Origin of the sequence: Streptomyces sp. NPDC001536 (genome assembly GCF_042894505.1) — a bacterium.
Classification (GTDB): Bacteria; Actinomycetota; Actinomycetes; order Streptomycetales; family Streptomycetaceae; genus Streptomyces.
The window spans coordinates 22,708-44,000 of the sequence record NZ_JBIAVQ010000016.1; the positions used below are offsets into that span (position 1 = coordinate 22,708).

Genomic DNA, 21,293 nt, shown 5'->3' on the forward strand with positions numbered 1-21,293 from the left:
ACGCCGTTACTTGCAGTCGCGTTGTTTACTACGCGTATAGTTTCACTGTGAGCAACTACAGCACTGACACAGAAACCTCGAATTCACAAGCCGGCGGCGTGCAGTCCGTGGACCGCGCGATCAGCGTCCTGGAGATCCTCGCTCAGCGTGGCGAGGCGGGCGTCAGTGAGGTGGCGGGCGAGATCGACGTCCACAAGTCCACCGCGTTCCGCCTGCTCGGCGCCCTGGAGGCGCGCGGTCTGGTGGAGCAGGCGGGCGAGCGTGGCAAGTACCGTCTCGGCTTCGGCATCGTGCGCCTCGCCGGTGCGGTCACCGGCCGTATCGACATCACCCAGCAGGGCCGCCCGGTCTGCGAGCGCCTCGCGGAGGAGATCGGCGAGACCGTCAACATCGCGGTCATGCAGGAGCACTACGCGATCAACCTGTACCAGGTGCGCGGTCCGGGGGCCGTCACCGCGCACAACTGGGTCGGCCAGCTGACCCCGCTGCACGCCACGTCCAGCGGCAAGATCCTGCTGGCCCATCTGCCGTCCAAGGAGCGCGCGACGCTGCTGGCCGAGACCGGCATGAAGAAGGTCACCGCGCGGACCATCACCGCGAAGACGAAGCTCGAGAAGAACCTGGCCGACGCCCGGGAGCGCGGCTACGCCTTCACCCTCGAGGAGCTGGAGCTCGGCCTGCACGCCATGGCCGCCCCGGTCCGCAACCGCGACGGCGAGGTCATCGCCGCGCTCAGCGCCTCCGGCCCCGCGTACCGCTTCACCGAGGACCGGCTGCACGAGCTCTCCCCGGTGCTCCTCAAGGGCGCCCAGGAGATCAGCCACCGGATGGGTTACCTGGGCTGAGTCACCCCAGGGGGGTGCCCAGCCGCTCGTTCACCCAGTCGTGGAAGGCACCGATGTGGTGCTCACTGGGGACCAGTACGCCTCCCTTGGCGTACATCCGGGAACTCATCCCGGGCTGGGTGCGCTCGCACGCGTCGAAGTCCTGCCGGTTGACCCGGTCGAAGAGCTCCACGGACCGGCTCACGTCCTTGCCGCTCTCGACGACGTGCGGGAGGTAGAGCCAGTCGCACTCGACGATCGTGCGGTCGACGGACACCGGGTACATCCGGTGGAAGATCACGTGGTCGGGGACGAGGTTGATGAACACCTGCGGCTTGACGGTGATCGCGTAGTAGCGGCGGTCCTGGTCCTCCGCCACCCCCGGAATACGGTCGAGCCCCTCGGAGCCGTCGACGGTGAAGCCCTGGACCTCCTCGCCGAACTCCGCGCCGTGGCCCACGTAGTACTGCGCCGCGTAGCCGTCCGCGAACTCCGGGAGCACCTCGGTGAGTTCGGGGTGGATGGTCGCGCAGTGATAGCACTCCATGAAGTTCTCGATGATGAGCTTCCAGTTCGACTTCACGTCGTAGACGATGCGCCTGCCGACCGAGAGATGGTCGATGTCGTAGCGCTCGATCGACTCCACGTCGCCCAGCCGCTCGACGACCGCGCCCATGACGTCCTCCTCGAACGACGGCGGGTTCTCCGCGAGGCACACCCACACATAGCCCAGCCATTCACGCACGGCCACGCTCACCAGGCCGTACTCGGTGCGGCCGACGTCGGGCATCTTGGTGAGGTTGGGCGCCGCGACGAGCTTGCCGTCGAGCCCGTAGGTCCAGGCGTGGTACGGACACTGGAAGGCCCGCTTGACCTCGCCGGTCTCCTCCGTGCAGAGCTTGGCGCCACGGTGCCGGCAGACGTTGAAGTAGGCGCGGATCGAGTGGTCACGCGCCCGGGTGACGAGGATGCTCTCGCGCCCCACGTCGACGGTGCGGAAGGCGCCGGGCTTGGCCAGTTCGGAGGCGCGCGCGACGCAGAACCACATGGTCTCGAATATGCGCTCCTGCTCCTGCGCGAAGATCTGCGGATCCGTGTAGGAGGAGCCGGGGAGGGTGGCGATCAGGCTGTCCGGCAGACCGGTCGAGGTCACTGGGCACTCCTCGGGAAACGTCATGGAGGGGGCATTCACGCGCCGGGAAGAGCGACTCCGGACGGTGTTGTGTATGGAGCAACGCTGCGTGCCATATGCAACCGCAGCATGGGATGCCTCAGGGGCGGTGTCAAGAGCCCGCGGCGGCGAGCTGCTTGCGCCAGCGCGTGAACAGCCGCGGCTGGTTCATGCCGAGCACGGCGACCGGGTCTCCGGCGCGCCGGTACACGGCCAGCACGTCACGGTCGTCCGTGCTGCCCGCCTCGACGGTCACGCTGTCGGCGCCCGCCGCGTGCCCGACGAACTGGATCTTCACGCCGTACTGGTCGGACCAGAAGTACGGCGGCCGGGGCACGCCCGGTTCCACCGCGCCGCCCGCCAGCAGCGTGGCGATCGCGGCGTCGGGACGTTCCCGGGCGCCGGTCCAGTGCTCGACCCGGCGGTGGAAGCCGGCGCGCGGGTCGTACCAGTTGGCGCAGTCACCGACCGCGACCACCCCGGCCAGGCTGGTGCGGCCGTCGGCGCCGCACTTGACGCCGTTGTCCAGCTCGACACCGGATCCCGCCAGCCATTCGACGCACGGGCTCGCTCCCACGCCGACGACGACGATGTCGGCCGGGACGCTGCGGCCGTCCTCGAGCAGGACGGCGTCCACCCGGCTCTCCCCGCTCAGCCCCTTGACCCCCACGCCGCACAGCAGCCGTACGCCATGGTCGGTGTGGAGGGCGGAGACGACGGCGCCCATGGTCGCGCCGAGCGGCGCGGCGAGCGGGGTCGGGGCCACCTCGACGACCGTCACGTCCAGGCCGAGGGCGTACGCCGTGGAGGCGACCTCGGCGCCGATGAAGCCGCCGCCGATCACCACCAGCCGTCCGCCGCGGGCCAGTTCGTCCCGCAGGGCGCGGGCGTCGTCCAGGGTGCGCAGCGTGTGCACTCCCGCCAGGCCCTGGGAGCCGGGGAGGGTGCGGGCCGCGGCGCCGGTCGCGATGACGATGCCGTCGGCACGCACCTCGCGTCCGTCGGCGAGCCGGACCGCCCGGTCGGTGCGGTCGAGCCCGGTGGCGCGGGTGCCGAGCAGCCATTCCGCCCCCAGGTCCTCGTCACCGGCCTCCAGGGAGAGTTCGGTCTCTCCGAGGGTGCCGGCCAGGAACTCCTTGGAGAGCGGGGGCCGGTCGTAGGGCCGGTGGAGCTCGTCCCCGATGACGACGAGCCGCCCGTCGTAGCCCTGTCTGCGCAGTGAGCGCGCCGCCGACAGGCCGGCCAGCGAGGCGCCGACCACGGCGACGGTCCTCACGCGGGACCCCCGGCGAGCCGCGCCGAGATGCAGGGCGGCAGGTTGGGCGCGTCCGTTGACAGCCGGACGTAGATCATGCCGTCCTCGACGACGACCTCGTGCGTCCGGACCGGCAGCTTGGCCGGCGGGGCGTCGACCGCGCCGGTCCTCAGGTCGAACTTCGAGGCGTGCAGCGGGCATTCCACCTCGCAGCCCTCCAGCCAGCCGTCGGCGAGCGAGGCGTCCTGGTGGGTGCAGGTGTCGTCGATGGCGAAGAGCTCGCCGTCGTCGGTGTGGAACACCGAGACCGGCGGATCTGTGTCGAGCCGGTGGGCCTCACCTCGCGGGAGATCCGCGAGACGGCACGCGGGAATCATCATGACACCTCGGTGCGTATAGCGAAACGGATTGCGATTGACGCAACGCCAGTCTGCGGGCCGCTCCGAACCGTTGTCAAGGCATCAAAAGACCTGGTTCGAACGGGCCTGCGGACCGGCCTCCGGGCAGCCCGCAGCGCCCGAACCGCCCGCGGAAACAAGCGGTACGGGCGCTGCGCGAAGGCCTCTGCGGGGCGGTCAGAAACCGCGGTCGATCCACTCCTGAAGGTGCGGAGCCTCGGCGCCGACGGTGGTCGTGTCCCCGTGTCCGGTGTGGACGACGGTCTCGCCGGGGAGCGTGAGCAGCCGGTCCCGGATCGAGTCGACGATGGTCGGAAAATGGCTGTACGACCGTCCCGTCGCCCCCGGTCCGCCGGCGAACAGGGTGTCGCCGCTGAACAGCGCCGTCAGGGCGGGCGCGTGGAGGCAGACCGCCCCCGGGGCGTGCCCCGGGGTGTGCAGCACGGTCAGTTCGACACCCGCCACCGCGAGCACCCAGCCGTCGGCGAGTTCCCCGTCGGGCGAGCGGTCGGGGTGGGTCTGCTTCCACAGCGGCAGGTCGTCCGGGTGGAGCAGGATGGGAGCGCCGGTGCGCGCCGCGAGGGCGGGCGCCGCGTCGATGTGGTCGTTGTGGGCATGGGTGCATACGATCGCCCGCAGGGTGCGCCCGCCGACGGCCGCGGCGATGGCCTCGGCGTCGTGCGCGGCGTCGATGACGATCACCTCTTCGTCGTCCCCGACGATCCACACGTTGTTGTCGACGTCCCAGGTGCCGCCGTCCAGCGAGAACGTCCCCGAGGTGACGAGGTGTTCGATGCGGGCGGCCATCAGAACACCACCACCGAGCGCAGGACGTCGCCGCCGTGCATGCGCTCGAAGGCCTTCTCGACCTCGTCGAGGGCGATGGTCTCGGTGACGAAGGCGTCCAGGTTCAGGCGGCCCTGAAGATAGAGGTCGACGAGCATCGGGAAGTCGCGGGAGGGCAGGCAGTCGCCGTACCAGGAGGACTTCAGCGAACCGCCGCGGCCGAAGACGTCGAGGAGGGGGAGTTCGAGCTTCATCTCCGGGGTCGGCACCCCGACGAGGACGACCGTGCCGGCGAGGTCGCGGGCGTAGAAGGCCTGCTTGTACGTCTCCGGGCGGCCGACCGCCTCGATGACGACGTCGGCACCGAAGCCGCCGGTCAGCTCGCGGATCGCCTCGACCGCGTCGGCGTTCCGTGAGTTGACGGTGTGGGTCGCGCCCAGCTTCTTGGCGGTCGCGAGCTTGTCGTCGTCGATGTCGACGGCGATGATCCGCGCCGCGCCCGCGAGGTCGGACCCCACGACCGCCGCGTCCCCGACGCCACCGCAGCCGATGACCGCGACCGTGTCACCGCGTCCGACGTTGCCGGTGTTGATGGCGGCGCCGAGGCCGGCCATCACCCCGCACCCCAGCAGCCCCACGGCGGCCGCCGACGCGGAGGGGTCGACCTTCGTGCACTGCCCCGCCGCGACCAGCGTCTTCTCCGCGAACGCGCCGATGCCCAGCGCCGGTGACAGTTCGGTGCCGTCGAGCAAGGTCATCTTCTGCTTCGCGTTGTGGGTGTCGAAGCAGTACCACGGCCGACCGCGCAGACACGCCCGGCACTGCCCGCACACCGCACGCCAGTTGAGGATGACGAAGTCGCCGGGAGCGACATCGGTGACACCCTCCCCGACCGCCTCCACCACGCCCGCCGCCTCATGGCCCAGCAGGAAGGGGAAGTCGTCGTTGATGCCGCCCTCGCGATAGTGCAGATCGGTGTGGCAGACCCCGCAGGCCTCGACCTTCACCAGCGCCTCACCCGGCCCCGGGTCGGGCACGATGATCGTCTCCAGGCTGACGGGGGCACCCTTGCCCCGCGCGACGACAGCACGCACCTGGTGCGTCATGGCCACTCCTCGGCTGGTCGAGACCTGAAACAGACGTTGCTCATTACGGCACGCATCTCATGTGTCGCAACACAGCATCATGCAGCGCCGGGCGGGGGTCAAGGCACCCGACGGGGGTTCTGACGGCTGTGCCCAGTGCGCAGGTCCAGCCGATCCCACCGCGGTACGGTCACGCGGGGCGGCTTCCGGCGACGCGAGGACGGGCGGCGCACTGGACTCGGGGGCGACGGGGCTCCGACGCTCACCCTCCGGCCAGAAGTGCTGGACTCCGGGCCGGAGGGGCGTGCTCGCCGATGCCGCTTGCGGCTACGCGGCCGAGCCGAAGTCCTGGGTCCAGTAGTGGCCCGGCTGGGCCAGGCCGACGCCGATCTCCTTGAAGCCGCAGTTGAGGATGTTGGCCCGGTGGCCGGAGCTGTTCATCCAGCCGTCCATGACACTCTCGGGAGTGTTGTATCCGTAGGCGACGTTCTCGCCCGCCGACCTGAACTGGTACCCGACGCGGGAGAGCCGGTCGCTCATGGACGAACCGTCGGAACCGGTGTGGGACATGTTCTGGTGATCGGCCATGTCCTGGCTGTGGTCCTGAGCGGCCTTGGTGAGCTTGGCGTTCTCGGTCAGCGGCGCGCAACCGTCCTTTTCGCGCTCGGCGTTGACGAGGACCAGCACGCGATCGGTGGGTCCGGGATCGGCGCTCCCGGCGGAGGCGCTGGGGGTGCTGCTGGAGCCTGTCGCCTTCGGAGAGGCGGAAGGCGAGGGGGACTCGGCGGGCGTGCCACCGGTAGGCGTGGCGGACGGGCTGCTGGATGCCGAAGGCGACGCGCTCGGGGCGGCGCTGGAGGCGGAGGCGCTCGGGGCGGCGGACGGAGCGGACGTGGCAGAGGTGCCCGAGGCGGTCGCGGACGCGACCGGTGACGCCGTGGGCGTCGGATCGGCGACCGGATCCGACGTGCCCCATCCCCACCAGGGGAACGAGACGACACGCCAGCCTCCCAGCCCGCCACCACTCGCCTGGGCGACCGAAGGGACACCCACAGCGCCCACGACCACGACGGCGACTGCCGCACCGGCTATTTTCCGGCGCTTCGATTTCTGACGGTGCTTGCTCATACGTGGCCTCATTCGGTGATCCGGGATTCTGCAGCGAAAAGCGGCGCCCCGTTACGAGTCCGGATGCGCGGTGCGGCTCGCCTCGGCCCTGGCGAGCCCGGCAATTATGAGGATCGCCCGCCACACCCGGCAATCAACACCCGGACCACGGACGGGTGTTGACGCAGTGAGCCCCGGGAAGGCGAGGGACCGCCGTTCACACGCCTCCAGCTACGCCGGTACCCACCCGCGACCAGCCAGGACGCGCCCCTCCGCAATCGCGATCACCGGCCCCAAGCAGCAGTCGAATTGGCCACTCGCGGCGACAAGCTCCCGATTGGGCTTCAAAAGAGCACAGTTATTACCTTCGGTAATCAGTCAATCGATGCCATCGAGCGCAATTCCGGCGTGACACACATCACTTCAATGGGAAGTGTGTGGCTCCCAGGCGTCAGTGCTTCTTCAGCTCCTCGGCGAACATCACAAGGATGCCGCTGGGACCGCGGACGTACGTGAGCTTGTAGATGTCCTCATAGGTCGCCACACCGCGAAGCGGAAGGCAGCCGTGCTTTGAGGCTGTCTCAAGCGCTTCGTCGATGTCGTCGACCGAGAAGGCGACGCGATGCATGCCGATCTCGTTGGGCAGCGTGGGCTGCGTCTCGATCGCCTCGGGGTGGATGTACTCGAAGAGCTCGAGGCGGCCCTGACCGTCCGGCGTCTGGAGCATCGCGATGTTGGCGTGATTGCCGTCAAGGCCGACGGCGGTGTCGGTCCACTCGCCACTGACCGTGTCACGGCCGAGGACCGTGAGGCCGAGGTCGGTGAAAAAGGCGATCGCTGCTTCGAGGTCGCGTACGGCGATGCCGACGTTCTCAAGTTTGATGGCCATGCGTTCCATGCTATCGAGCCGGTCCGATCCGTGCGCTTCCGACGGACTAGGCGCGGTCCCTGACATCTGTCAGGGACCGTCGGGGCCGGCGGCCCTCTACGTTGCTGTGCGCACGCGCTCCCGTCGGTCGTCACGACCTGCGGCCACCCGTGCTCGTATCCGCCGCTCGACACCCACAGGAGCAACCGACCCATGCGTCTTCCGCGATGCCTTCCCGGCGTGGTCGGCACCATGACCCTGGTGCTGGCCTCCGTCTTCGCCTCCGGTTCGGCCCAGGCGGCGTCCTCCGCCACGTCCGCCGTCGCCCCGACGGTCTCCCCGGCCGCCCCCTCACAGCTGGTGCCCTCCGGCAGCCACATCACGTGCGACACGGGCTACTTCTGTGCCGGCGTCTGGGACCCCACGGCCGGCCAGTGGCGGGTCTTCTTCCTCTACGACTGCCACCGCTACTACCTGTCGAACTGGCAGGGCACGGGCGAGGTCATGAACAGCCAGACCGACAACGCCCAGGCGACGATCTACGGCCAGAACGGCGACGTGATCCAGACCTTCCCGGTCAGCACGGACGCACCCGACGTGGACTGGGACCCGGTCTGGTCGATCCGCAACTGCTGACCGCCGGCAGGACACATCACTACAAGGAGGGCACTGGCAACGTGAGACACGGTCCTCACGGCGACCGATCGGTGCCGTGCCCTGCCGCGCGGGCGTAGCGCGCGGCGAGGTCCGCGCATGCCGTTGCCAGTTGGGGTGGGCCGATGACCTCGATCTCGGTGTCGAAGCGGCCGATGGCCGCGGCGAGTCCGGTCCATGACCAGGAGCCGAGGGTGAGTCGGCAGTGATGGGGGCCGAGTTCCTCGACGATTCCGTCCTGGGCGAAGGGTGCGACGTCGGCGGCGGGGAGGTGGAGGATGACTTCGCCTTGGCAGGGCCAGTCGGTGGTGGTGCCGTCGTTGCCGCGGAACCGGCCGGTGACGAAGGCGGAGACGCCGGCGCCGGGGAGCTCGCGTGGGGTGAAGCGGGGGCCGGTGGGGGTGCGGGGGTGGATGCGGTCGACGCGGAACGTACGCCAGTCCTCCCGGTCCAGGTCCCAGGCCACGAGGTACCAGCGGTTGAGTCGGCTGACCAGGTGGTGGGGTTCCACTCGGCGGGGGCGGTCGGCTGAGGTACTGGAGCCCGGGGTGTGGTCGAAGCGCAGTTCCTCGCGGGCGTGGATGGCGCGGCTCAGCGCGATCAGGACCTCCGTGTCGACCTGCCGGACGTCGCCGGTCGCGGGGCGAGGGACTGCCGTGATGCGCAGCAGGTCGATGCGATGGCGCAGGCGGGACGGCATGACCTGACGGAGCGTGGCCAGGGCGCGGGCGGCGTGCTCGGCGATCGTGCTGTCGCCGGCCGCGGTCTGGAGCGCGACGGCCAGGGCGACGGCCTGGCCGTCGTCGAACAGCATGGGCGGCAGGTGGGCGCCGGCGTCCAGCCGGTAACCGCCGGCCGGTCCTTTGACGGTCGTGATGCGGTAGCCGAGTTCACGCAGTCGTTCGATGTCACGGCGCACGGTGCGCGAGGTGATGTCGAGACGCCCGGCGAGATCCTCGCCGGACCAGTCGCGATGCGTCTGCAGCAGCGAGAGGAGCGCGAGCAGTCGGGAGGATGTCTTGTGCATGGGAGTCATCCTGCCCGCGGTACAGGACACATCCTGTCCGCTACCTCCGCCAGGGTGACCTGTGTCTTCGTCACTTGAGGCAAGGAGCAGACCATGTCCGTCACGACCACCACGCACCTGAACTTCCGCGGCACCGCGCGAGAGGCGCTGGACTTCTACCAGACCGTCTTCGGCGGGCGCACCGTCGCGGTGACCTACAAGGACGCGGGCGCCGTCCAGAACGAGAGCGAGGCCGACTGGGTGATGTGGGGCGAGGTGGCCGGCGCCAACGGCTTCCACGTCATGGCCTACGACGTCCCCTCGCAGCTGCCCTGGAACCAGGGCGAGAACCCGTTCTTCGTCTCCGTACGCGGTGACGACGGCGACGAGATCAGCGCCCTGTGGGGCAGGCTCGCCGAGGGCTCGACCGTCGTGCGCCCGCTGGAGCCGGCGCCGTGGGCGCCGCTGTACGGCATGCTCACCGACCGCTTCGGCGTCACCTGGGTCCTGGACGTCACCGCCCCGTACAACGGCTGAGCCCGATCGGCCCCGTCCGGTCCGCCGCAGCCACCTGGGCGGACCGGACGCCTCACGTCAGGTTCAGGTCGGAGTGCAGCACGTAGTGGTCGGAGTACGCGCTGGGTTCCACACTGTGCCTGAGCGGGGTGATGCCTCGCAGAAAGACGTAGTCGAACTTGCTCTGCCACTCGGTGGTCGGCTTGCAGACGCCGACGAAGGAGGGGCGGCACTGCGGGTCGGTGTCCATGGCCAGCGCCCAGATCGGGGACAGCTCGGGAGCGTCCGGCACGGCGTTGAAGTCGCCGAGGACGATGGCACGGTCATGGCGGGCGATTTCCTTGGCGAGCACGCCGGCCTGCTTCACCCGGATCTCCTCCTGCCGTCGTTCGGCGAGGTGCGTGTTGAAGACCCGGACGGACTGGCCGCCCACCTTGGTGGTGACGGCCATGTAGCCGCGGTCCTCGGATCCGCCGTCGGGGTACTCCACGTTGACGCGATCGGTCATCGGCGCCGCCGACAGGAGCGCCTGACCGTAGCCTCCCGGATTCCAGGGCGCTCCCCCGCAGCGGCCCCAGTTCTGGAGGACCGATCCGTACTCGACGTGGTAGACCAGCCCGAACAGGCTCTCCAGGTAATCGCGGATCTTCTTCACGTCAGGCGCGCACGCCTCCTGCATCGCGATGACCTGCGGCGCGTACTCGGCGATCTCCGCCGCCCGGTCGACGTTGCTCTCCTCGCACGGGTTGCACAGGTTCCAGGTCATGACGCGGTTCGGAACGACCTCCTTGACCGCACCGACGGGCTCCGACCTGCCGGCGAGAGCACCGCCCAGCGCACCGGAGCCGACGAGCGCCATGCACGCCACGATCACCGCGCCCCCGAACAACCCCGCGCGCCTACCGAACACCAAGGCCTCCCCAGTATCGATGCACACGGCATCCGATGTTTTGTCCTACGTATGTACGAGGTTATGGGACTCGGTTGGCGTCCACACATTCACGGCTGCGGGAAGGGCGGCAGCTCGGCCATCACCCGCAGCAGTCTCCGGGCGGGGGCCGCCTCCTCCGGACGTACGGACGAGGCGAGGCCTTCCAGGACCGGGCGGCCCGCGAAGACGGCCGCCCGGGCCGCGGCTTCCCAGCCGGGTTGGTCCCGGTAGCTCGTGCGGTGCTTGCCGTCCCTCGCCGCCGCGGCGGCGGAGTGCCACTGCTCGGTCCGGCAGACGCTTTCCAGCAGGTCCAGCAACTCGGCCTTGCACGGCACGTGCGGGGCGCCGGCCAGTTCGAGGAGGAACGGGACCGCCGGGGCCGTCGCCTCACCCACGACGAACCCCAACGCGCAGATGACATCGCCGAGTTCGTCGACGGCGAGACGCGCGGTGTCCTCGTCCGCGTACGCGATCCGGGACAGCAGAGCGGGAACGGCCCCTGCCGACTCCTGCTGCGCACCGCGGAGTTCGCCCCAACGGATCCGTGGGACGCCCTTCAAGAGGCCAGGTCGGCGCATCGAGCTGTGAGACATCGGTCAGCCCGGGGCCGGGGCGCCGTCGGCCGTGTCGGTGGTGCGCAGCAGGCGCAAGAAGGCCTTCACGCCCGCGATGATCTCCTGGTTGTCGGTCAGACCGCCTCCTCCTCCGGTACACGCGTCCCGGCCTCGGCACGGCAGCCGGGTCTGTAGGTCCACCACGTCGTCGCGCGGGTACCTGACATCCTTCAGGAGTGTGCTCAGCCGTCGCCGCAGCTGGCCTCTTCGGCTGACCGCCGCCCCCGGCCCGCCTCGCCTTCCGGCCGGGCGGGCCCCACCCCGTGCGGCGGTCCGACGGACCGGAGGTGCCTTCACACGGTTCGTTTGGCCCCGTAGTAGCCGTGGCGCAGCCGGAACCTCATGGCGTCGGTGCCGTCTGCCTGGATGTGCTCGATCAGTATCGACCTCAGCGGTTTGGGCAGTCCCTTCCCGTGCGTTCCGGTCCACTTGGTCGAGCCGAAGAGTTCGGCCGCCCCGTCGAGCAGACAAGGGCTCGATGGCAACGTGGCCGCCGCGGCGAGGATGAGGGCGGGTTCCTCGCCCAGGAGTTGCTCTTGCACGGCCATGTCGTACCACATGAGACCGCTGGTGGATTCCCTGGAGGACGTTCCGGCCCAGGCCAGCAGGACTCGGATCCGCTCGATCCCGTCGGGGTAGCGCTGCCGGGTGAGCGTGGCGAGCCGGGCCTTGGCTTCTTGAAGTCGGTGCGACCAGGCCAGGTGATCGCGCCCCGGCGGGTGTGCCACGTCCGCGGCGGCGTCGGACAGCCCGGCGGGCGCGGCCTGGACCCAGCGCGTTCGGCGCCGGTCGGCCTCGGCCTCTTGTGCCGCCAGTTCCGCCTGGACCTCCCGCGAGCGGGTCAGCCCCCGCTCCGCGAGCCATTCGGTGAGTGCCGGTCCGTCCCGCAGGTCGGCGTCGCAGTCGCCGAGCCCGCGGAGACCGGACTGGTGGTGCAGCACCCAACGGGCCATCTGGTCGCCGTTCACGTCGTACACCGTGATCGTCGGCCAGCCCATGCACCGGCAGTGGTCGCCTGTGCCGCCGTCCACGACGGCCAACAGCCGGGCCAGGTCGGTGATCTCGGCACCGCTGACCACGATCCGTGCGAGGTCGGCGGAGTCGGCCTTGTCAGGCGGTCCCTCGACGATCACGACGTGCCCGGCACGGTTCAGCACATCCGTCAGCCGGGCTGTCGTCGGGGCGCCCTCGCCTATGCCGGTTGTTCCCTCATCGATCACGCCCGTGAGGATATCGGCAGCGCTCCGACCGACCGAGCCTCAGCAGCCCCCTGAACGGACATCACGGACCGTTGCTCACCGGAGCCAGAGCCGCCAATCCTCCGGCGAGCAGCATCAGTACGAACAGCCACGCGCGCAGACGCTTGTTCAGTTTCTGCATCACTCCAACCCCCTTCTGTCAGCCGCCGGAGAAGGTCTCCCCCGTACTCAAACCAACGTAGCGCCGTGCTCAGAGCGTGGACAGGTCGATCGCCCGGTCGACGTCCCGCGGTCGAAGCACGCGCAGGATGCCTTCCAGGAGGTAGTAGTCGGCGTAGGGAAGGGAGATCTCGATCCCGTCCTCGGCGGGCCGGTTGCGGGTGCAGCGGGCCACGGTCGCCTCGGCTCGGGTCGACTTGGTCGTCAGGCAGGTCTGCGACAGGGCGGTGAGCAGGCGGAGCGCCGCGTCGCGGTAGGACGGTGTGCCGGTGGCCGCGGAGAGGTCGAGGAGGCCGCAGGCCATGATCGCGCCGGCCGAGGCGTCCTTGATGTCGTGGGGTTGTTGGGGTGCCCGGTAGTCCCATACCGGGATGTGGTCCGGGGTGAGCGCGGCCAGGGCGAAGTCGGCGAGACCGCGGGCGGTGGACAGGAAGTCGGGGTTTCCGGTGCGCCGGTACATCGTGGTGAATCCGTACAGGCCCCAGGCCTGTCCGCGTGACCAGCAGGACGTGGGGCTGTAGCCCTGCACGGTGTTCGGGCCGATCGGGGTGCCGGTGTCGGGGTCGAAGTCGTAGACGTGCGGGGTCGATCCGTCCTCGCGCGGGAAGAACCGTCGCGTGGTCTTCGCGTGTTCCACGGCGATGTCCAGGTACTTCCGCTCACCGGTCTGCCGGCTCGCGAACGCCAGCAGGTCCAGGTTCATCATCGTGTCGATGATGACCCGGCCCGCGTTCTTCGGGTCGCTCAGCGCTCCCCATGCCCGGATGAAGCGGCCGCGCGGGTTGTACCGCCGGATCAGTGAATCCGCTGCCCGTAGGGCGCCGTTGCGCCAGGTGTCGTCGCCGGTCAGCCGCCAGGCGGTGACCCAGGACGGGTAGAAGAGGAAACCGAGGTCGTGGGTGCCGGTGTCGTACTGGCGAGGAGCCAGCTTCTGGGCGGATGCCAGTGCCCAGGTGCGGAAGTCGTCGTCCTGGCTGTGGAGCCATGCCATCCACAGGGTTCCGGGCCAGAAGCCGCCCACCCAGTCGCCGTTCTGGGAGTAGGTCCATTTCTCGAATCTGGTTCCGACCGGGAATCCGGTCACGTTCGGCGCGACGGCGCGGAGTTTGTCGACCGCGTAGTCGGCCGCCGAGCGCAGGGTGTGCAGGGCAGGTGCCGGTAACCGGCCGTCGGCCGCGTTCGCGGGTGGTGTCGAGGCGGTCAGCGACGCTGCGGCTCCGGCCGCTGTCGTCAGCACGGTACGTCGGGAAACGCTCATGTCCGTCTCTCCAGCCGGGAGTTGGGGTGCTAGCGGTGACAGGTGGAGATTCCCGGACTCCACCGGCAGGCGATGCCGGCGAAGCCGCCGTTGTCGGTGACGTCGATGGTGAGCGTGTCGCCGCCGCGCAGGACCCGGCGGTCCTTGACGAGTCCGTCGGCGCCGTCGCGGACCGTCTCGACCAGCCATCGTCCGGCGCCGATCGCGAGCGGCACCTCGGCGGTGCGGGCGGTACCGGCGTACACCCCGCCCAGGAACCAGCGGTCGCCGTCGCGGCGGGCGAGAACGGCCTCCTGACCGGGGCGGCCGGCGAGCAGCCGGGTGTCGTCCCAGGCGGCGGGGAGTTGGTCGTAGAAGTCGCGGGCGAGGGGGCGTTCGTCGTACGACTGGGGCGTGCCGGCGTACATCTGGAGGCCCGACTCGTAGACGACGGCGAGTCCGGTCTCGGCCGCGTCGGAGTTGGGGCGCAGACCGACGCGCTGGAAGGCGCCGGGGGTGAAGTCCATGGAGCCGATGACATTGCGGGTGAAGGGCAGGGTGGTGAGGTGTGCGGCGGTGTTGGTGCGCTTCTCCTCGCCCGCGACGCCTTCCAGGGTCATGACCTGGGGCCAGGTGCGCTGCATGCCCTTGGGGATCGTGGAGCCGTGGAAGTCGACCATGAGGTGGTGGGCGGCGGTCTCCGTGAGGATGGCGTCGTACCACTGGAGCATGGACTGGGCCTCGGAGTTCATGAAGTCGATCTTGACTCCCTTGACGCCCCAGCGCTCCAGCGTGGGCAGCCACTGGGCGCGTTCTTCGGCGGTGTCGAGGTCGCGTTGGTGGATCCAGACGATGATGCCGACGCCCTTGGCCCGCGCGTAGTCGACGAGTTCGGGCATCCAGCTGGTGGTCTGCCAGTTCGGGTCGGTGGTGTCCCACTCGTCGGACTTGAAGTACCAGCCCGCGTCGACGGCCTCGTAGGGCCAGCCGCGTTCGGCCGCGTAGTCGACGTAGGCCTTCTGCGCGGTGAGGCTCTGGCCGGCGGTGCGGCCGCCGGCGAGCCAGGTCCACAGGACGGTGCCGGGTCGGATCCAACTGGTGTCGCTGACCTTGGAGGCAGGTGCCAGGTCGTCGGTGAACGTGGAGCGGGTGACGGTGGGGAGGTCGCCGGTGACCATGGCCCGCCAGGGGGTGGTGAGGGGGCCGGTGGTCTGTACGCGGTCGTCGGCGAGCTTGATCCGGTAGGTTCCGGTGCCTTGGTCGTGGGCGAGGCGGGCGCCCGAGTAGGTGCCGGTGAGGTCGGATTCGGCGAGCAGGGTGTAGCCGCCGTCCGTGGCGAACAGGGCCTGGGGCGAGTAGTCGTTGGTGGGGGCCGTCGCCGCGGTGTACTGGGCGAACTGGCCTTCGTTGTCGACCCGGTAGGTGCTGAGCCACGCCGTCGCGTCCTGCGGAAGACGGAACGCGGAGGTCTCGTCGAGGACGTCGCCGACCCCGGCGGGCAGGACGTAGCGATAGGCGACGCCGTCGGCGGAGGCGCGGACGACGAGGTCGAGCCGGGCGCCCGCCGGCGTGGCGAACGACAGGCGCGTCTCGTGCATGAGGGCCCGGCGGTCCAGCCGTTTGCCGGACTTGGTCCGGTACCGCTCGTCCACGAGGCGGTCCTCGCGGTGCAGGAAGCGCAAGTCCTGGGAGAGGTCGGCCTGTTCGGTGACGATGCCGACGGGCGAGGGCTCGATGACGGTACGTCGGTCGCGGGTCACGGCGAGGCTGACCGTGCCGGTCGAGTCGTCCAGGGCTATCCGCGCATGGGGGGCGTGCGGTGCGGGACCGGACACGGTCCAGGTGTGCTCGCGTTGTTCGGCCCGCGCGGGAACCGTCGTGAGAAGGGTGGCCACCAGCCCGGCGCACAGCGCGGCAGCCGCGGTCCTGATCGGAACCGCCATGGGATTCCTCCCTGTTGACGAGGTGAGGTGAGGTGAGGTGAGCGCTGGGTCGGCTACGGGAGTCCCCAGGCCGGGCCCGGTTCGCTGATGGCGACGGGGGCGATGACCAGGTCGGGCCGGCGCCCGGAGTGGATGAGCACCTCGCGGCCCTTGGGCAGGTCGATGGCGAGGGTGCCGTCGCCCAGGTCCTCGGTGCGGGCCGGGGTGCCGTCGTCGAGGAGCACGGTGAGCGTTCCGCCGATGCCGTGGCGGACCTTGAGCGGCTCGCCCGCCAGGCTCTTGATCCGGACGAACCGAGTGGTGCCGTCCTTGCGAACGGCGCTGACCAGAAAGGCCCCTTGGGTGCGGAAGTCGTGCAGGGTGAGGTCTTTCCAGGCGGACGGGACGGCCGGGAAGACGCGGATGACACCGCCCCAGCTCTGGCAGAACATGTCGTGCAGGGACTGCGAGGCGGACAGCGGCGTCTCGATCACCGGACCGGCCTCGGTGTAGTGCGTGTTGGGCCGGCAGGGGAAGCGGGTGCCGGTGTCGAAGAACTTCCGCAGGTAGGCGATCGCGGTGTCGCCGTCGCCGGTCATCGCGTAGATCGACGCGGCGCCGGTGTAGCTGTAGCCGCGGTGGGCTCCGGCCAGGGCGTGCCAGTGGACCACGGACCGGGTGATGAGGTCCCGGTGTTCGGGCTGGTCCCAGTTGACGAGGTACAGCGGGTACACCATCAGCAGGTGTGAGTAGTGGCGGTGGGACTGGGCGTACGGGGTGTCGGCGCCGATCATGAAGCCGTTGTCGTCGACCGGGTACGGCGTGAGCCGGGTCAGCACCTCCTGCCAGCGGGGGACCAACTCGTCGTCCATGTCGAGCAGTTCGGCGGCGTCGATGAGGGTCTGGCAGCCCCAGCGGATGAGGGCCAGGTCGTAGTTGGTGTCCTGGGGCGGCACCACCGGGTACTCGGGCGAGAGGGTGCTCGCCAGGTGGAGCTTGCCGTCGCTGCCCGGGGTGAGGAAGTGCAGGTAGTAGCTGACGGCCCGGCGCAGTACCGGGTAGATCGTGTCGCGCAGCAGGGACTTGTCCATGGTGTGCCGGTACGACAGCCAGACGTTGTGCAGCGCCCAGGTGAGATCGCCGGTCTCGGCGCCGGTGCCGGGCATGCCCACACCGCGGTTGGCGAACATGTCGGAGCTGCGGCCGACGCCGGAGCTGTCGGAGCGGTAGGCGGCGGGCACGTTGGCGATGAGCTGTTCCTGTCTCTGGCGCAGGGTGGTGGCGAGGGCGTCGAGTTCCAGGTGGTTGGAGCCGTGGATGAGCCAGTACTCCAGCTGGACGTTGAGGTTCCACCAGACCGCGGGCCAGGGTGTCGGCTCCAGCCATGGGCCGGAGGTGGCCATGACGGGGCCGCCCGCGCGGCTGGCGCAGGCGACTTTGTAGAGCTGGATCCAGTGGAAGCTCTGCAGCCGCTGGTCGGGGAACGAGACGAAGCTCTTGCGGTAGAAGGCGTGCCACCAGCGCAGGTGCCGTCGTCTGAGGACGTCGTACGAGGGGGCGCGTCGGAGGTTGCGCAGGGAGTCGGCCTCGGCGGCGGTGTCGGAGGGGAAGCTGTGGCCGACGCTGAGCAGGAGGTCGTCTCCGGTGCGGCGGTATGAGGTCGCGGTCTGGCCGCCGCCGGTGAGGGGCTGGAGGGTCTGTTCGGTGCCGTCGGTGGTGGTGCGGGTGGTCCAGGGCGGGTTGGGGGTGTAGCCGGCGGGCGGGGCCTCCTGGATCTTCCGGGGGCTGATGGCCTCCTCGGGGTGGAACGTCCAGGTGGTCTCTTCGTCGCCGTCGGCCGTCACGCGGACGGCCAGGACCTCGTCGTGGACGATGGCGGAGAGGGTGAGGGTGCCCGCGGTGGTGGTGACCGTGCCGGTGAGTTCGGCGTTCCACAGGCTCAGGCGCCAGTCGACGGCGGTGACGGTGCCGGCCGGTTCGAGGGTGAGGTGGCCGACCGGGAGGCGGGCGGTGCCCCAGCCGCTGCCGAACTCGGGGCGGTGGTCCTGGACTCGGCCGTGCTGGACGGTGAAGCGGATGTGCTGGGTGCCCGGCTCCTGGTAGACCATGGTGCCGAGCAGTCCGTCGCCGAGGAACGGGCCCTCGTACCAGAAGGTGGGCAGTTTGCTCCAGAGCAGGTCCTGACCGCGGAGGAAGCCTTCCCAGGCGCGGTCGGTGGTCATGGTGTCGCGGAGTCTCCAGGGGCGGCCTTGACGTCCGCCCGCTAAGCCGTCATCGCCCAACTGCTCGGACGGTTCGGGCTGTTCGGCGTGGGCCGTCCCGGCCAGGGCCGCGGCTGCCGCGCCGCCCAGTGCGGTGCCGAGTACGGCTCTGCGGGGCATGGGTGAGGTGTTCCCCGACTGCGAGGTCATCGTCGTCCTCCGGGTCTGAAGGGATCATCGATACATCGGGTGTATCGGGGAACGTAGGCATGCGTCATGCAACTGTCAAGAACCTTTACAGTGACAGAATTCGGCCATCACTGAAGCAGACAGAGGGAGATGAGCCGTGAGATACGCCTGAGCTGCCCCGATACACCCCTCACTCATCCGATGTATCGGGGCCTACGTCCGAACTCCACCGTGCCGGATCACTTCACGAAGCGGTACTTCAGATGGGTGGCGAGCGGGGTGTCGACGACCCGGACCACTTCGAGGGCCCGCCGACCCGACTCCAGCCCGCCGAAGAGCCGCAGCCCGTCTCCCAGGAGCGCCGGCACGACGTGCAGCTGGAGTTCGTCGACGAGTCCGGCATCGAGGTACTGCCGTACCGTGCTCGCGCCACCCGCGATGTCCACGTTCCTGTCCCCCGCGGCGGCCTTCGCCTGCTCAAGCGCGCTGTGGATGCCCTCGCTGACGAAGGTGAAGGTGGTGCCGCCCTCCTTGACCAGAGTCGGCCGGGGCCGATGCGTCAGCACGAACACCGGAGTCCTGAACGGCGGGTTGTCGCCCCAGAACTCCTCGCCGGTGTCGTACATCATCCGCCCCATGACCACGGCTCCCGTGGCATCGAACCACTCACGCATCAGCTCGGAGTCCCGGTTCTCCTCCCCACCGCTCATCCCCTGACGCTCGCGCCAGCTCGCCAGATTGTGGATCCACTCGAAGAGCGGCTCGGCGCCGTCGCCTCCCGGGTTGTCGAGAGTGACATCGGTGCCGGCGATGTAGCCGTCGAGGGACATGGCCAGATCAGCGGTGACGGTCACGATGGGGTGCTCCTCGGGTCCTGGGGTGGTGCCTTCACTCTCACGTCGATCGGGGACCGGCGCATTCGACATCCGGGCTCGCTCGTCGCGCTGTCAGACCCTCGTGCCACCGTGGAGGCAGGACGAGGGGAAGGAAGGGCCCCGCATTGGCCGATGTCGACGCACAGTTCCTGCGCGGCCTGTTCGACGAGGAAGGCAGCCTGCACACCGCGGGGCGCACCGCGCTGTATCGGCTGTACGGGGCGGAAGGCCTGCTCTACGTCGGGATCACGATCTGCCCGCTCACCCGGATCCGCACCCACCTGCGCGAACAGCCCTGGGGATCACTCGTCATCGCCATCCGGATCGACTATCCCGAGGATCCGGAGGCAGCCGAGCGCCGGGCCGTGCGCGCCGAGCACCCTCGGTACAACGTCGTCTTCAACGCGCCCGCCCCTCCCCCACCCCCCGACCCCGCCTCTCGTCTCAGAACCCGCCTCGCGGTGGAACGGCGGCGGCTCGCGGAACTCGAGGCCGCCGTGCCCGAGTCCGCCACCCATCTGCGTCTGCTCACGCGCGCCATCACCGCGAAGAGAACGAGGATCGCGAAACTCACCGAGGCCATCGACGACGCGCGTGTTCCACCCTCGCGCAGAGGGCGGCGGTGATGACCGGATCGGTCCGCTGCCGGACCCGATGCGGCCTGTCGTGGGCCCACCCGCGCGGATCAGGATGGGCACATGACCCGAGCACTGATCGTCATCGACGTCCAGGAGTCCTTCCGCGCCCGGCCGCTGTGGGAGACCATCTCCGACCCGAAGATCGCCGACAAGGTGAACCGTCTGGTCCGGCTCGCCCGGCGGAGCGGGGACCAGGTGGTGTGGGTGCTGCACTCCGAGCCCGGCACCGGTGACGTCTTCGACCCGACCCTGGGCCAGGTGCGACTGCTGGAGGAGGTCGAGCCGCCGACGGAGGACGAGCCTCTGATCCACAAGACCTCGCACAACGCGTTCACCACCACCAACCTGCAACAAATCCTCACCGAGCGCGGCATCCGCGAGCTCACCGTCTGCGGCATCCGCACCGAGCAGTGCGTGGAGACAACCGCCCGCGTCGCGAGCGACCTCGGCTACCAGGTCACCTTCGTCGTCGACGCGACCGCCACCAACCCCATCCCGCACCGCGACGCCCCCGAGGACCAGAGCGTCGCCGCACTGCTCGCCGACCCCCGCACCCTGTCCGCCGAGGAGGTCATCCGCCGTACCGAATACGCCCTCGCCGGACGCTTCGCCACCATCGCCACGGTCGACGCGCTGGAAGCCGCGGCCGACGTTCCGGCATGATGACCGGATCGTGAGCCACGTCGTCTTCTTCCTGGTACCCGGGGTCCATCTGCTGGACCTGGCCGGCCCCGCGCAGGTCTTCTCCACGGCCGCCGATTTCGGGCACCCCTACACCCTCACCTACGTCGCCGAGCAGCCCCGGGTCCCGACCGCTCAGGGGCTGCCCGTGGTGGCCGACGTCGGCTGGCCCGAGCTGGGACCGCAGGACCTGATCGTGGTGCCCGGCTGGCGTTCCGCCACCCTCGCCGCGTCGCCCGCGATCGGCGCCGCCACCCTCCAGATCCTGCGGGACCATCACGCCGGGGGCGGGACGGTGGCCAGCGTCTGCGCGGGCGCGGAGGCGCTCGGGCAGGCCGGACTGCTCAAGGGCCGGCGCTGCACCACCCATCACGACGTGCAGGACGAGCTCGCCGTACGCCACCCCGGCGCGCTCGTCGTCCGCGACGTCCTGTTCACCTCCGACGACCGTGTGATCACCTCGGCCGGCATCGCCAGCGGCATCGACCTGGCCCTGCACCTGGTCGCCGGCCGGCACGGCCCCGCCGTCGCCGCCCAGGTGGCCCGGGACATGGTCGTCTACGCCCGCCGCAACGGCCATGAGCCGCAGTCCAGCGCGATGTTCCGGCACCGCTCCCATCTCGACGACACCGTGCACCACGCCCAGGACCTCATCGACACCCGCTTCGACCAGTCACTGCCCCTGCCCGCCCTGGCCACGGCGGTCGGCGTCAGCGAACGCACCCTCACCCGCCTCTTCACCCGCGCCACCGGCCTCACCCCGCTGCGCTACCAACAGACCCTCCGCCTCGAACGCGCCCAGCACCTCATCAGCCACGGCGCCACCGTCGACGCGGCCGCCCGCTCGGTCGGCTTCACGGACCCGCGCATGCTACGGCGCCTGCGCGCGCGTACCGAGTGACATCGAGGCCCGGCGG

At 69.9% G+C, this 21,293-nt stretch carries 23 protein-coding genes; 7 read left to right on the plus strand and 16 right to left on the minus strand.

The window, feature by feature from the left end; genetic code table 11:
* Positions 1-98 precede the first annotated feature (98 nt).
* On the plus strand, positions 99-845 hold the full coding sequence (locus tag ACFY0U_RS35340; RefSeq protein WP_388642739.1) for an IclR family transcriptional regulator: 747 nt from the start codon (positions 99-101) through the stop codon (positions 843-845).
* Between the two features lies 1 nt (position 846).
* Here ACFY0U_RS35340 and ACFY0U_RS35345 read toward each other — a convergent pair whose 3' ends face one another.
* From ACFY0U_RS35345 to ACFY0U_RS35370, 6 genes are all read right to left on the minus strand, one after another.
* Positions 847-1,977 carry an aromatic ring-hydroxylating dioxygenase subunit alpha gene (locus ACFY0U_RS35345; RefSeq protein WP_388642741.1) on the minus strand — a complete coding sequence of 377 codons (1,131 nt, stop codon included), beginning with the start codon at positions 1,975-1,977 and terminating at the stop codon, positions 847-849.
* Between the two features lie 130 nt (positions 1,978-2,107).
* A complete protein-coding gene (locus ACFY0U_RS35350; protein ID WP_388642742.1) occupies positions 2,108-3,271 on the minus strand; it encodes an NAD(P)/FAD-dependent oxidoreductase in 1,164 nt (387 codons plus the stop codon).
* A complete protein-coding gene (locus ACFY0U_RS35355; protein WP_388642745.1) occupies positions 3,268-3,630 on the minus strand; it encodes a bifunctional 3-phenylpropionate/cinnamic acid dioxygenase ferredoxin subunit in 363 nt (120 codons plus the stop codon). The genes ACFY0U_RS35350 and ACFY0U_RS35355 overlap by 4 nt, the downstream gene beginning before the upstream one ends.
* Before the next feature lie 195 nt (positions 3,631-3,825).
* A complete protein-coding gene (locus ACFY0U_RS35360; protein WP_388642746.1) occupies positions 3,826-4,455 on the minus strand; it encodes an MBL fold metallo-hydrolase in 630 nt (209 codons plus the stop codon).
* Positions 4,455-5,540, minus strand: a complete 1,086-nt coding sequence (locus tag ACFY0U_RS35365) for an S-(hydroxymethyl)mycothiol dehydrogenase (protein WP_388642749.1) — start codon at positions 5,538-5,540, stop codon at positions 4,455-4,457. Before ACFY0U_RS35365 ends, ACFY0U_RS35360 begins: the two co-directional genes overlap by 1 nt.
* Positions 5,541-5,846: 306 nt before the next feature.
* Positions 5,847-6,206, minus strand: coding sequence for a CAP domain-containing protein (locus tag ACFY0U_RS35370; RefSeq protein ID WP_388642752.1), 360 nt, complete (start codon positions 6,204-6,206; stop codon positions 5,847-5,849).
* A 7-nt stretch (positions 6,207-6,213) separates the two neighbouring features.
* Here ACFY0U_RS35370 and ACFY0U_RS35375 point away from each other — a divergent pair, with 7 nt between their 5' ends.
* Complete coding sequence (locus tag ACFY0U_RS35375; protein WP_388642755.1) at positions 6,214-6,633, plus strand: hypothetical protein; 420 nt, start codon at positions 6,214-6,216, stop codon at positions 6,631-6,633.
* A 444-nt stretch (positions 6,634-7,077) separates the two neighbouring features.
* On the opposite strand, the gene ACFY0U_RS35380 is transcribed toward ACFY0U_RS35375, so the two are convergent.
* Positions 7,078-7,515, minus strand: coding sequence for a VOC family protein (locus ACFY0U_RS35380; protein WP_388642757.1), 438 nt, complete (start codon positions 7,513-7,515; stop codon positions 7,078-7,080).
* 192 nt (positions 7,516-7,707) lie between these two features.
* Here ACFY0U_RS35380 and ACFY0U_RS35385 point away from each other — a divergent pair, with 192 nt between their 5' ends.
* Positions 7,708-8,130, plus strand: coding sequence for a hypothetical protein (locus ACFY0U_RS35385; RefSeq protein ID WP_388642759.1), 423 nt, complete (start codon positions 7,708-7,710; stop codon positions 8,128-8,130).
* Positions 8,131-8,185: 55 nt separating this feature from the next.
* Here the strand turns inward: ACFY0U_RS35385 and ACFY0U_RS35390 are convergent, their stop codons facing one another.
* A complete protein-coding gene (locus ACFY0U_RS35390; protein ID WP_388642761.1) occupies positions 8,186-9,175 on the minus strand; it encodes a helix-turn-helix transcriptional regulator in 990 nt (329 codons plus the stop codon).
* Positions 9,176-9,268: 93 nt separating this feature from the next.
* Here ACFY0U_RS35390 and ACFY0U_RS35395 point away from each other — a divergent pair, with 93 nt between their 5' ends.
* Positions 9,269-9,691 carry a VOC family protein gene (locus ACFY0U_RS35395; protein WP_388642763.1) on the plus strand — a complete coding sequence of 141 codons (423 nt, stop codon included), beginning with the start codon at positions 9,269-9,271 and terminating at the stop codon, positions 9,689-9,691.
* Between the two features lie 52 nt (positions 9,692-9,743).
* Here ACFY0U_RS35395 and ACFY0U_RS35400 read toward each other — a convergent pair whose 3' ends face one another.
* The 8 genes from ACFY0U_RS35400 to ACFY0U_RS35435 all read right to left on the minus strand — a co-directional run bounded on the left by ACFY0U_RS35400 (position 9,744) and on the right by ACFY0U_RS35435 (position 19,036).
* Complete coding sequence (locus tag ACFY0U_RS35400) at positions 9,744-10,607, minus strand: endonuclease/exonuclease/phosphatase family protein (RefSeq protein ID WP_388642765.1); 864 nt, start codon at positions 10,605-10,607, stop codon at positions 9,744-9,746.
* A gap of 62 nt (positions 10,608-10,669) precedes the next feature.
* Complete coding sequence (locus ACFY0U_RS35405) at positions 10,670-11,161, minus strand: hypothetical protein (protein ID WP_388642766.1); 492 nt, start codon at positions 11,159-11,161, stop codon at positions 10,670-10,672.
* 36 nt (positions 11,162-11,197) lie between these two features.
* Positions 11,198-11,359 carry a hypothetical protein gene (locus ACFY0U_RS35410; RefSeq protein WP_388642767.1) on the minus strand — a complete coding sequence of 54 codons (162 nt, stop codon included), beginning with the start codon at positions 11,357-11,359 and terminating at the stop codon, positions 11,198-11,200.
* Positions 11,360-11,508: 149 nt separating this feature from the next.
* Entirely contained in the window at positions 11,509-12,435 is a 927-nt protein-coding gene (locus tag ACFY0U_RS35415; RefSeq protein WP_388642768.1) for a hypothetical protein, read from the minus strand.
* Between the two features lie 229 nt (positions 12,436-12,664).
* Positions 12,665-13,891, minus strand: coding sequence for a glycoside hydrolase family 88 protein (locus ACFY0U_RS35420; protein ID WP_388642771.1), 1,227 nt, complete (start codon positions 13,889-13,891; stop codon positions 12,665-12,667).
* A 29-nt stretch (positions 13,892-13,920) separates the two neighbouring features.
* Positions 13,921-15,813, minus strand: a complete 1,893-nt coding sequence (locus ACFY0U_RS35425; protein WP_388642774.1) for a glycoside hydrolase family 97 catalytic domain-containing protein — start codon at positions 15,811-15,813, stop codon at positions 13,921-13,923.
* A 53-nt stretch (positions 15,814-15,866) separates the two neighbouring features.
* A complete protein-coding gene (locus ACFY0U_RS35430) occupies positions 15,867-18,173 on the minus strand; it encodes a Tat pathway signal sequence domain protein (protein WP_388642775.1) in 2,307 nt (768 codons plus the stop codon).
* Between the two features lie 248 nt (positions 18,174-18,421).
* On the minus strand, positions 18,422-19,036 hold the full coding sequence (locus ACFY0U_RS35435; RefSeq protein ID WP_388642777.1) for a dihydrofolate reductase family protein: 615 nt from the start codon (positions 19,034-19,036) through the stop codon (positions 18,422-18,424).
* Positions 19,037-19,182: 146 nt separating this feature from the next.
* Between ACFY0U_RS35435 and ACFY0U_RS35440 the strand changes: the two genes are divergently transcribed.
* The 3 genes from ACFY0U_RS35440 (at position 19,183) to ACFY0U_RS35450 (ending at position 21,277) form a co-directional block, all read left to right on the plus strand.
* On the plus strand, positions 19,183-19,683 hold the full coding sequence (locus tag ACFY0U_RS35440) for a GIY-YIG nuclease family protein (protein ID WP_388642779.1): 501 nt from the start codon (positions 19,183-19,185) through the stop codon (positions 19,681-19,683).
* Between the two features lie 72 nt (positions 19,684-19,755).
* Complete coding sequence (locus ACFY0U_RS35445) at positions 19,756-20,358, plus strand: isochorismatase family protein (protein ID WP_388642782.1); 603 nt, start codon at positions 19,756-19,758, stop codon at positions 20,356-20,358.
* Between the two features lie 10 nt (positions 20,359-20,368).
* Positions 20,369-21,277 carry a GlxA family transcriptional regulator gene (locus tag ACFY0U_RS35450; RefSeq protein ID WP_388642785.1) on the plus strand — a complete coding sequence of 303 codons (909 nt, stop codon included), beginning with the start codon at positions 20,369-20,371 and terminating at the stop codon, positions 21,275-21,277.
* Positions 21,278-21,293: the final 16 nt, after the last annotated feature.

Bases quoted from the DNA above. Each gene is read 5' to 3' on its own strand.
- ACFY0U_RS35395 (WP_388642763.1), top strand. From the start codon at position 9,269: ATGTCCGTCACGACCACCACGCACCTGAACTTCCGCGGCACCGCGCGA.
- ACFY0U_RS35430 (WP_388642775.1), bottom strand. From the start codon at position 18,173: ATGCCCCGCAGAGCCGTACTCGGCACCGCACTGGGCGGCGCGGCAGCC.
- ACFY0U_RS35385 (WP_388642759.1), top strand. From the start codon at position 7,708: ATGCGTCTTCCGCGATGCCTTCCCGGCGTGGTCGGCACCATGACCCTG.
- ACFY0U_RS35360 (WP_388642746.1), bottom strand. From the start codon at position 4,455: ATGGCCGCCCGCATCGAACACCTCGTCACCTCGGGGACGTTCTCGCTG.
- ACFY0U_RS35365 (WP_388642749.1), bottom strand. From the start codon at position 5,540: ATGACGCACCAGGTGCGTGCTGTCGTCGCGCGGGGCAAGGGTGCCCCC.
- ACFY0U_RS35445 (WP_388642782.1), top strand. From the start codon at position 19,756: ATGACCCGAGCACTGATCGTCATCGACGTCCAGGAGTCCTTCCGCGCC.
- ACFY0U_RS35420 (WP_388642771.1), bottom strand. From the start codon at position 13,891: ATGAGCGTTTCCCGACGTACCGTGCTGACGACAGCGGCCGGAGCCGCA.
- ACFY0U_RS35355 (WP_388642745.1), bottom strand. From the start codon at position 3,630: ATGATGATTCCCGCGTGCCGTCTCGCGGATCTCCCGCGAGGTGAGGCC.
- ACFY0U_RS35390 (WP_388642761.1), bottom strand. From the start codon at position 9,175: ATGCACAAGACATCCTCCCGACTGCTCGCGCTCCTCTCGCTGCTGCAG.
- ACFY0U_RS35380 (WP_388642757.1), bottom strand. From the start codon at position 7,515: ATGGCCATCAAACTTGAGAACGTCGGCATCGCCGTACGCGACCTCGAA.
- ACFY0U_RS35425 (WP_388642774.1), bottom strand. From the start codon at position 15,813: ATGGCGGTTCCGATCAGGACCGCGGCTGCCGCGCTGTGCGCCGGGCTG.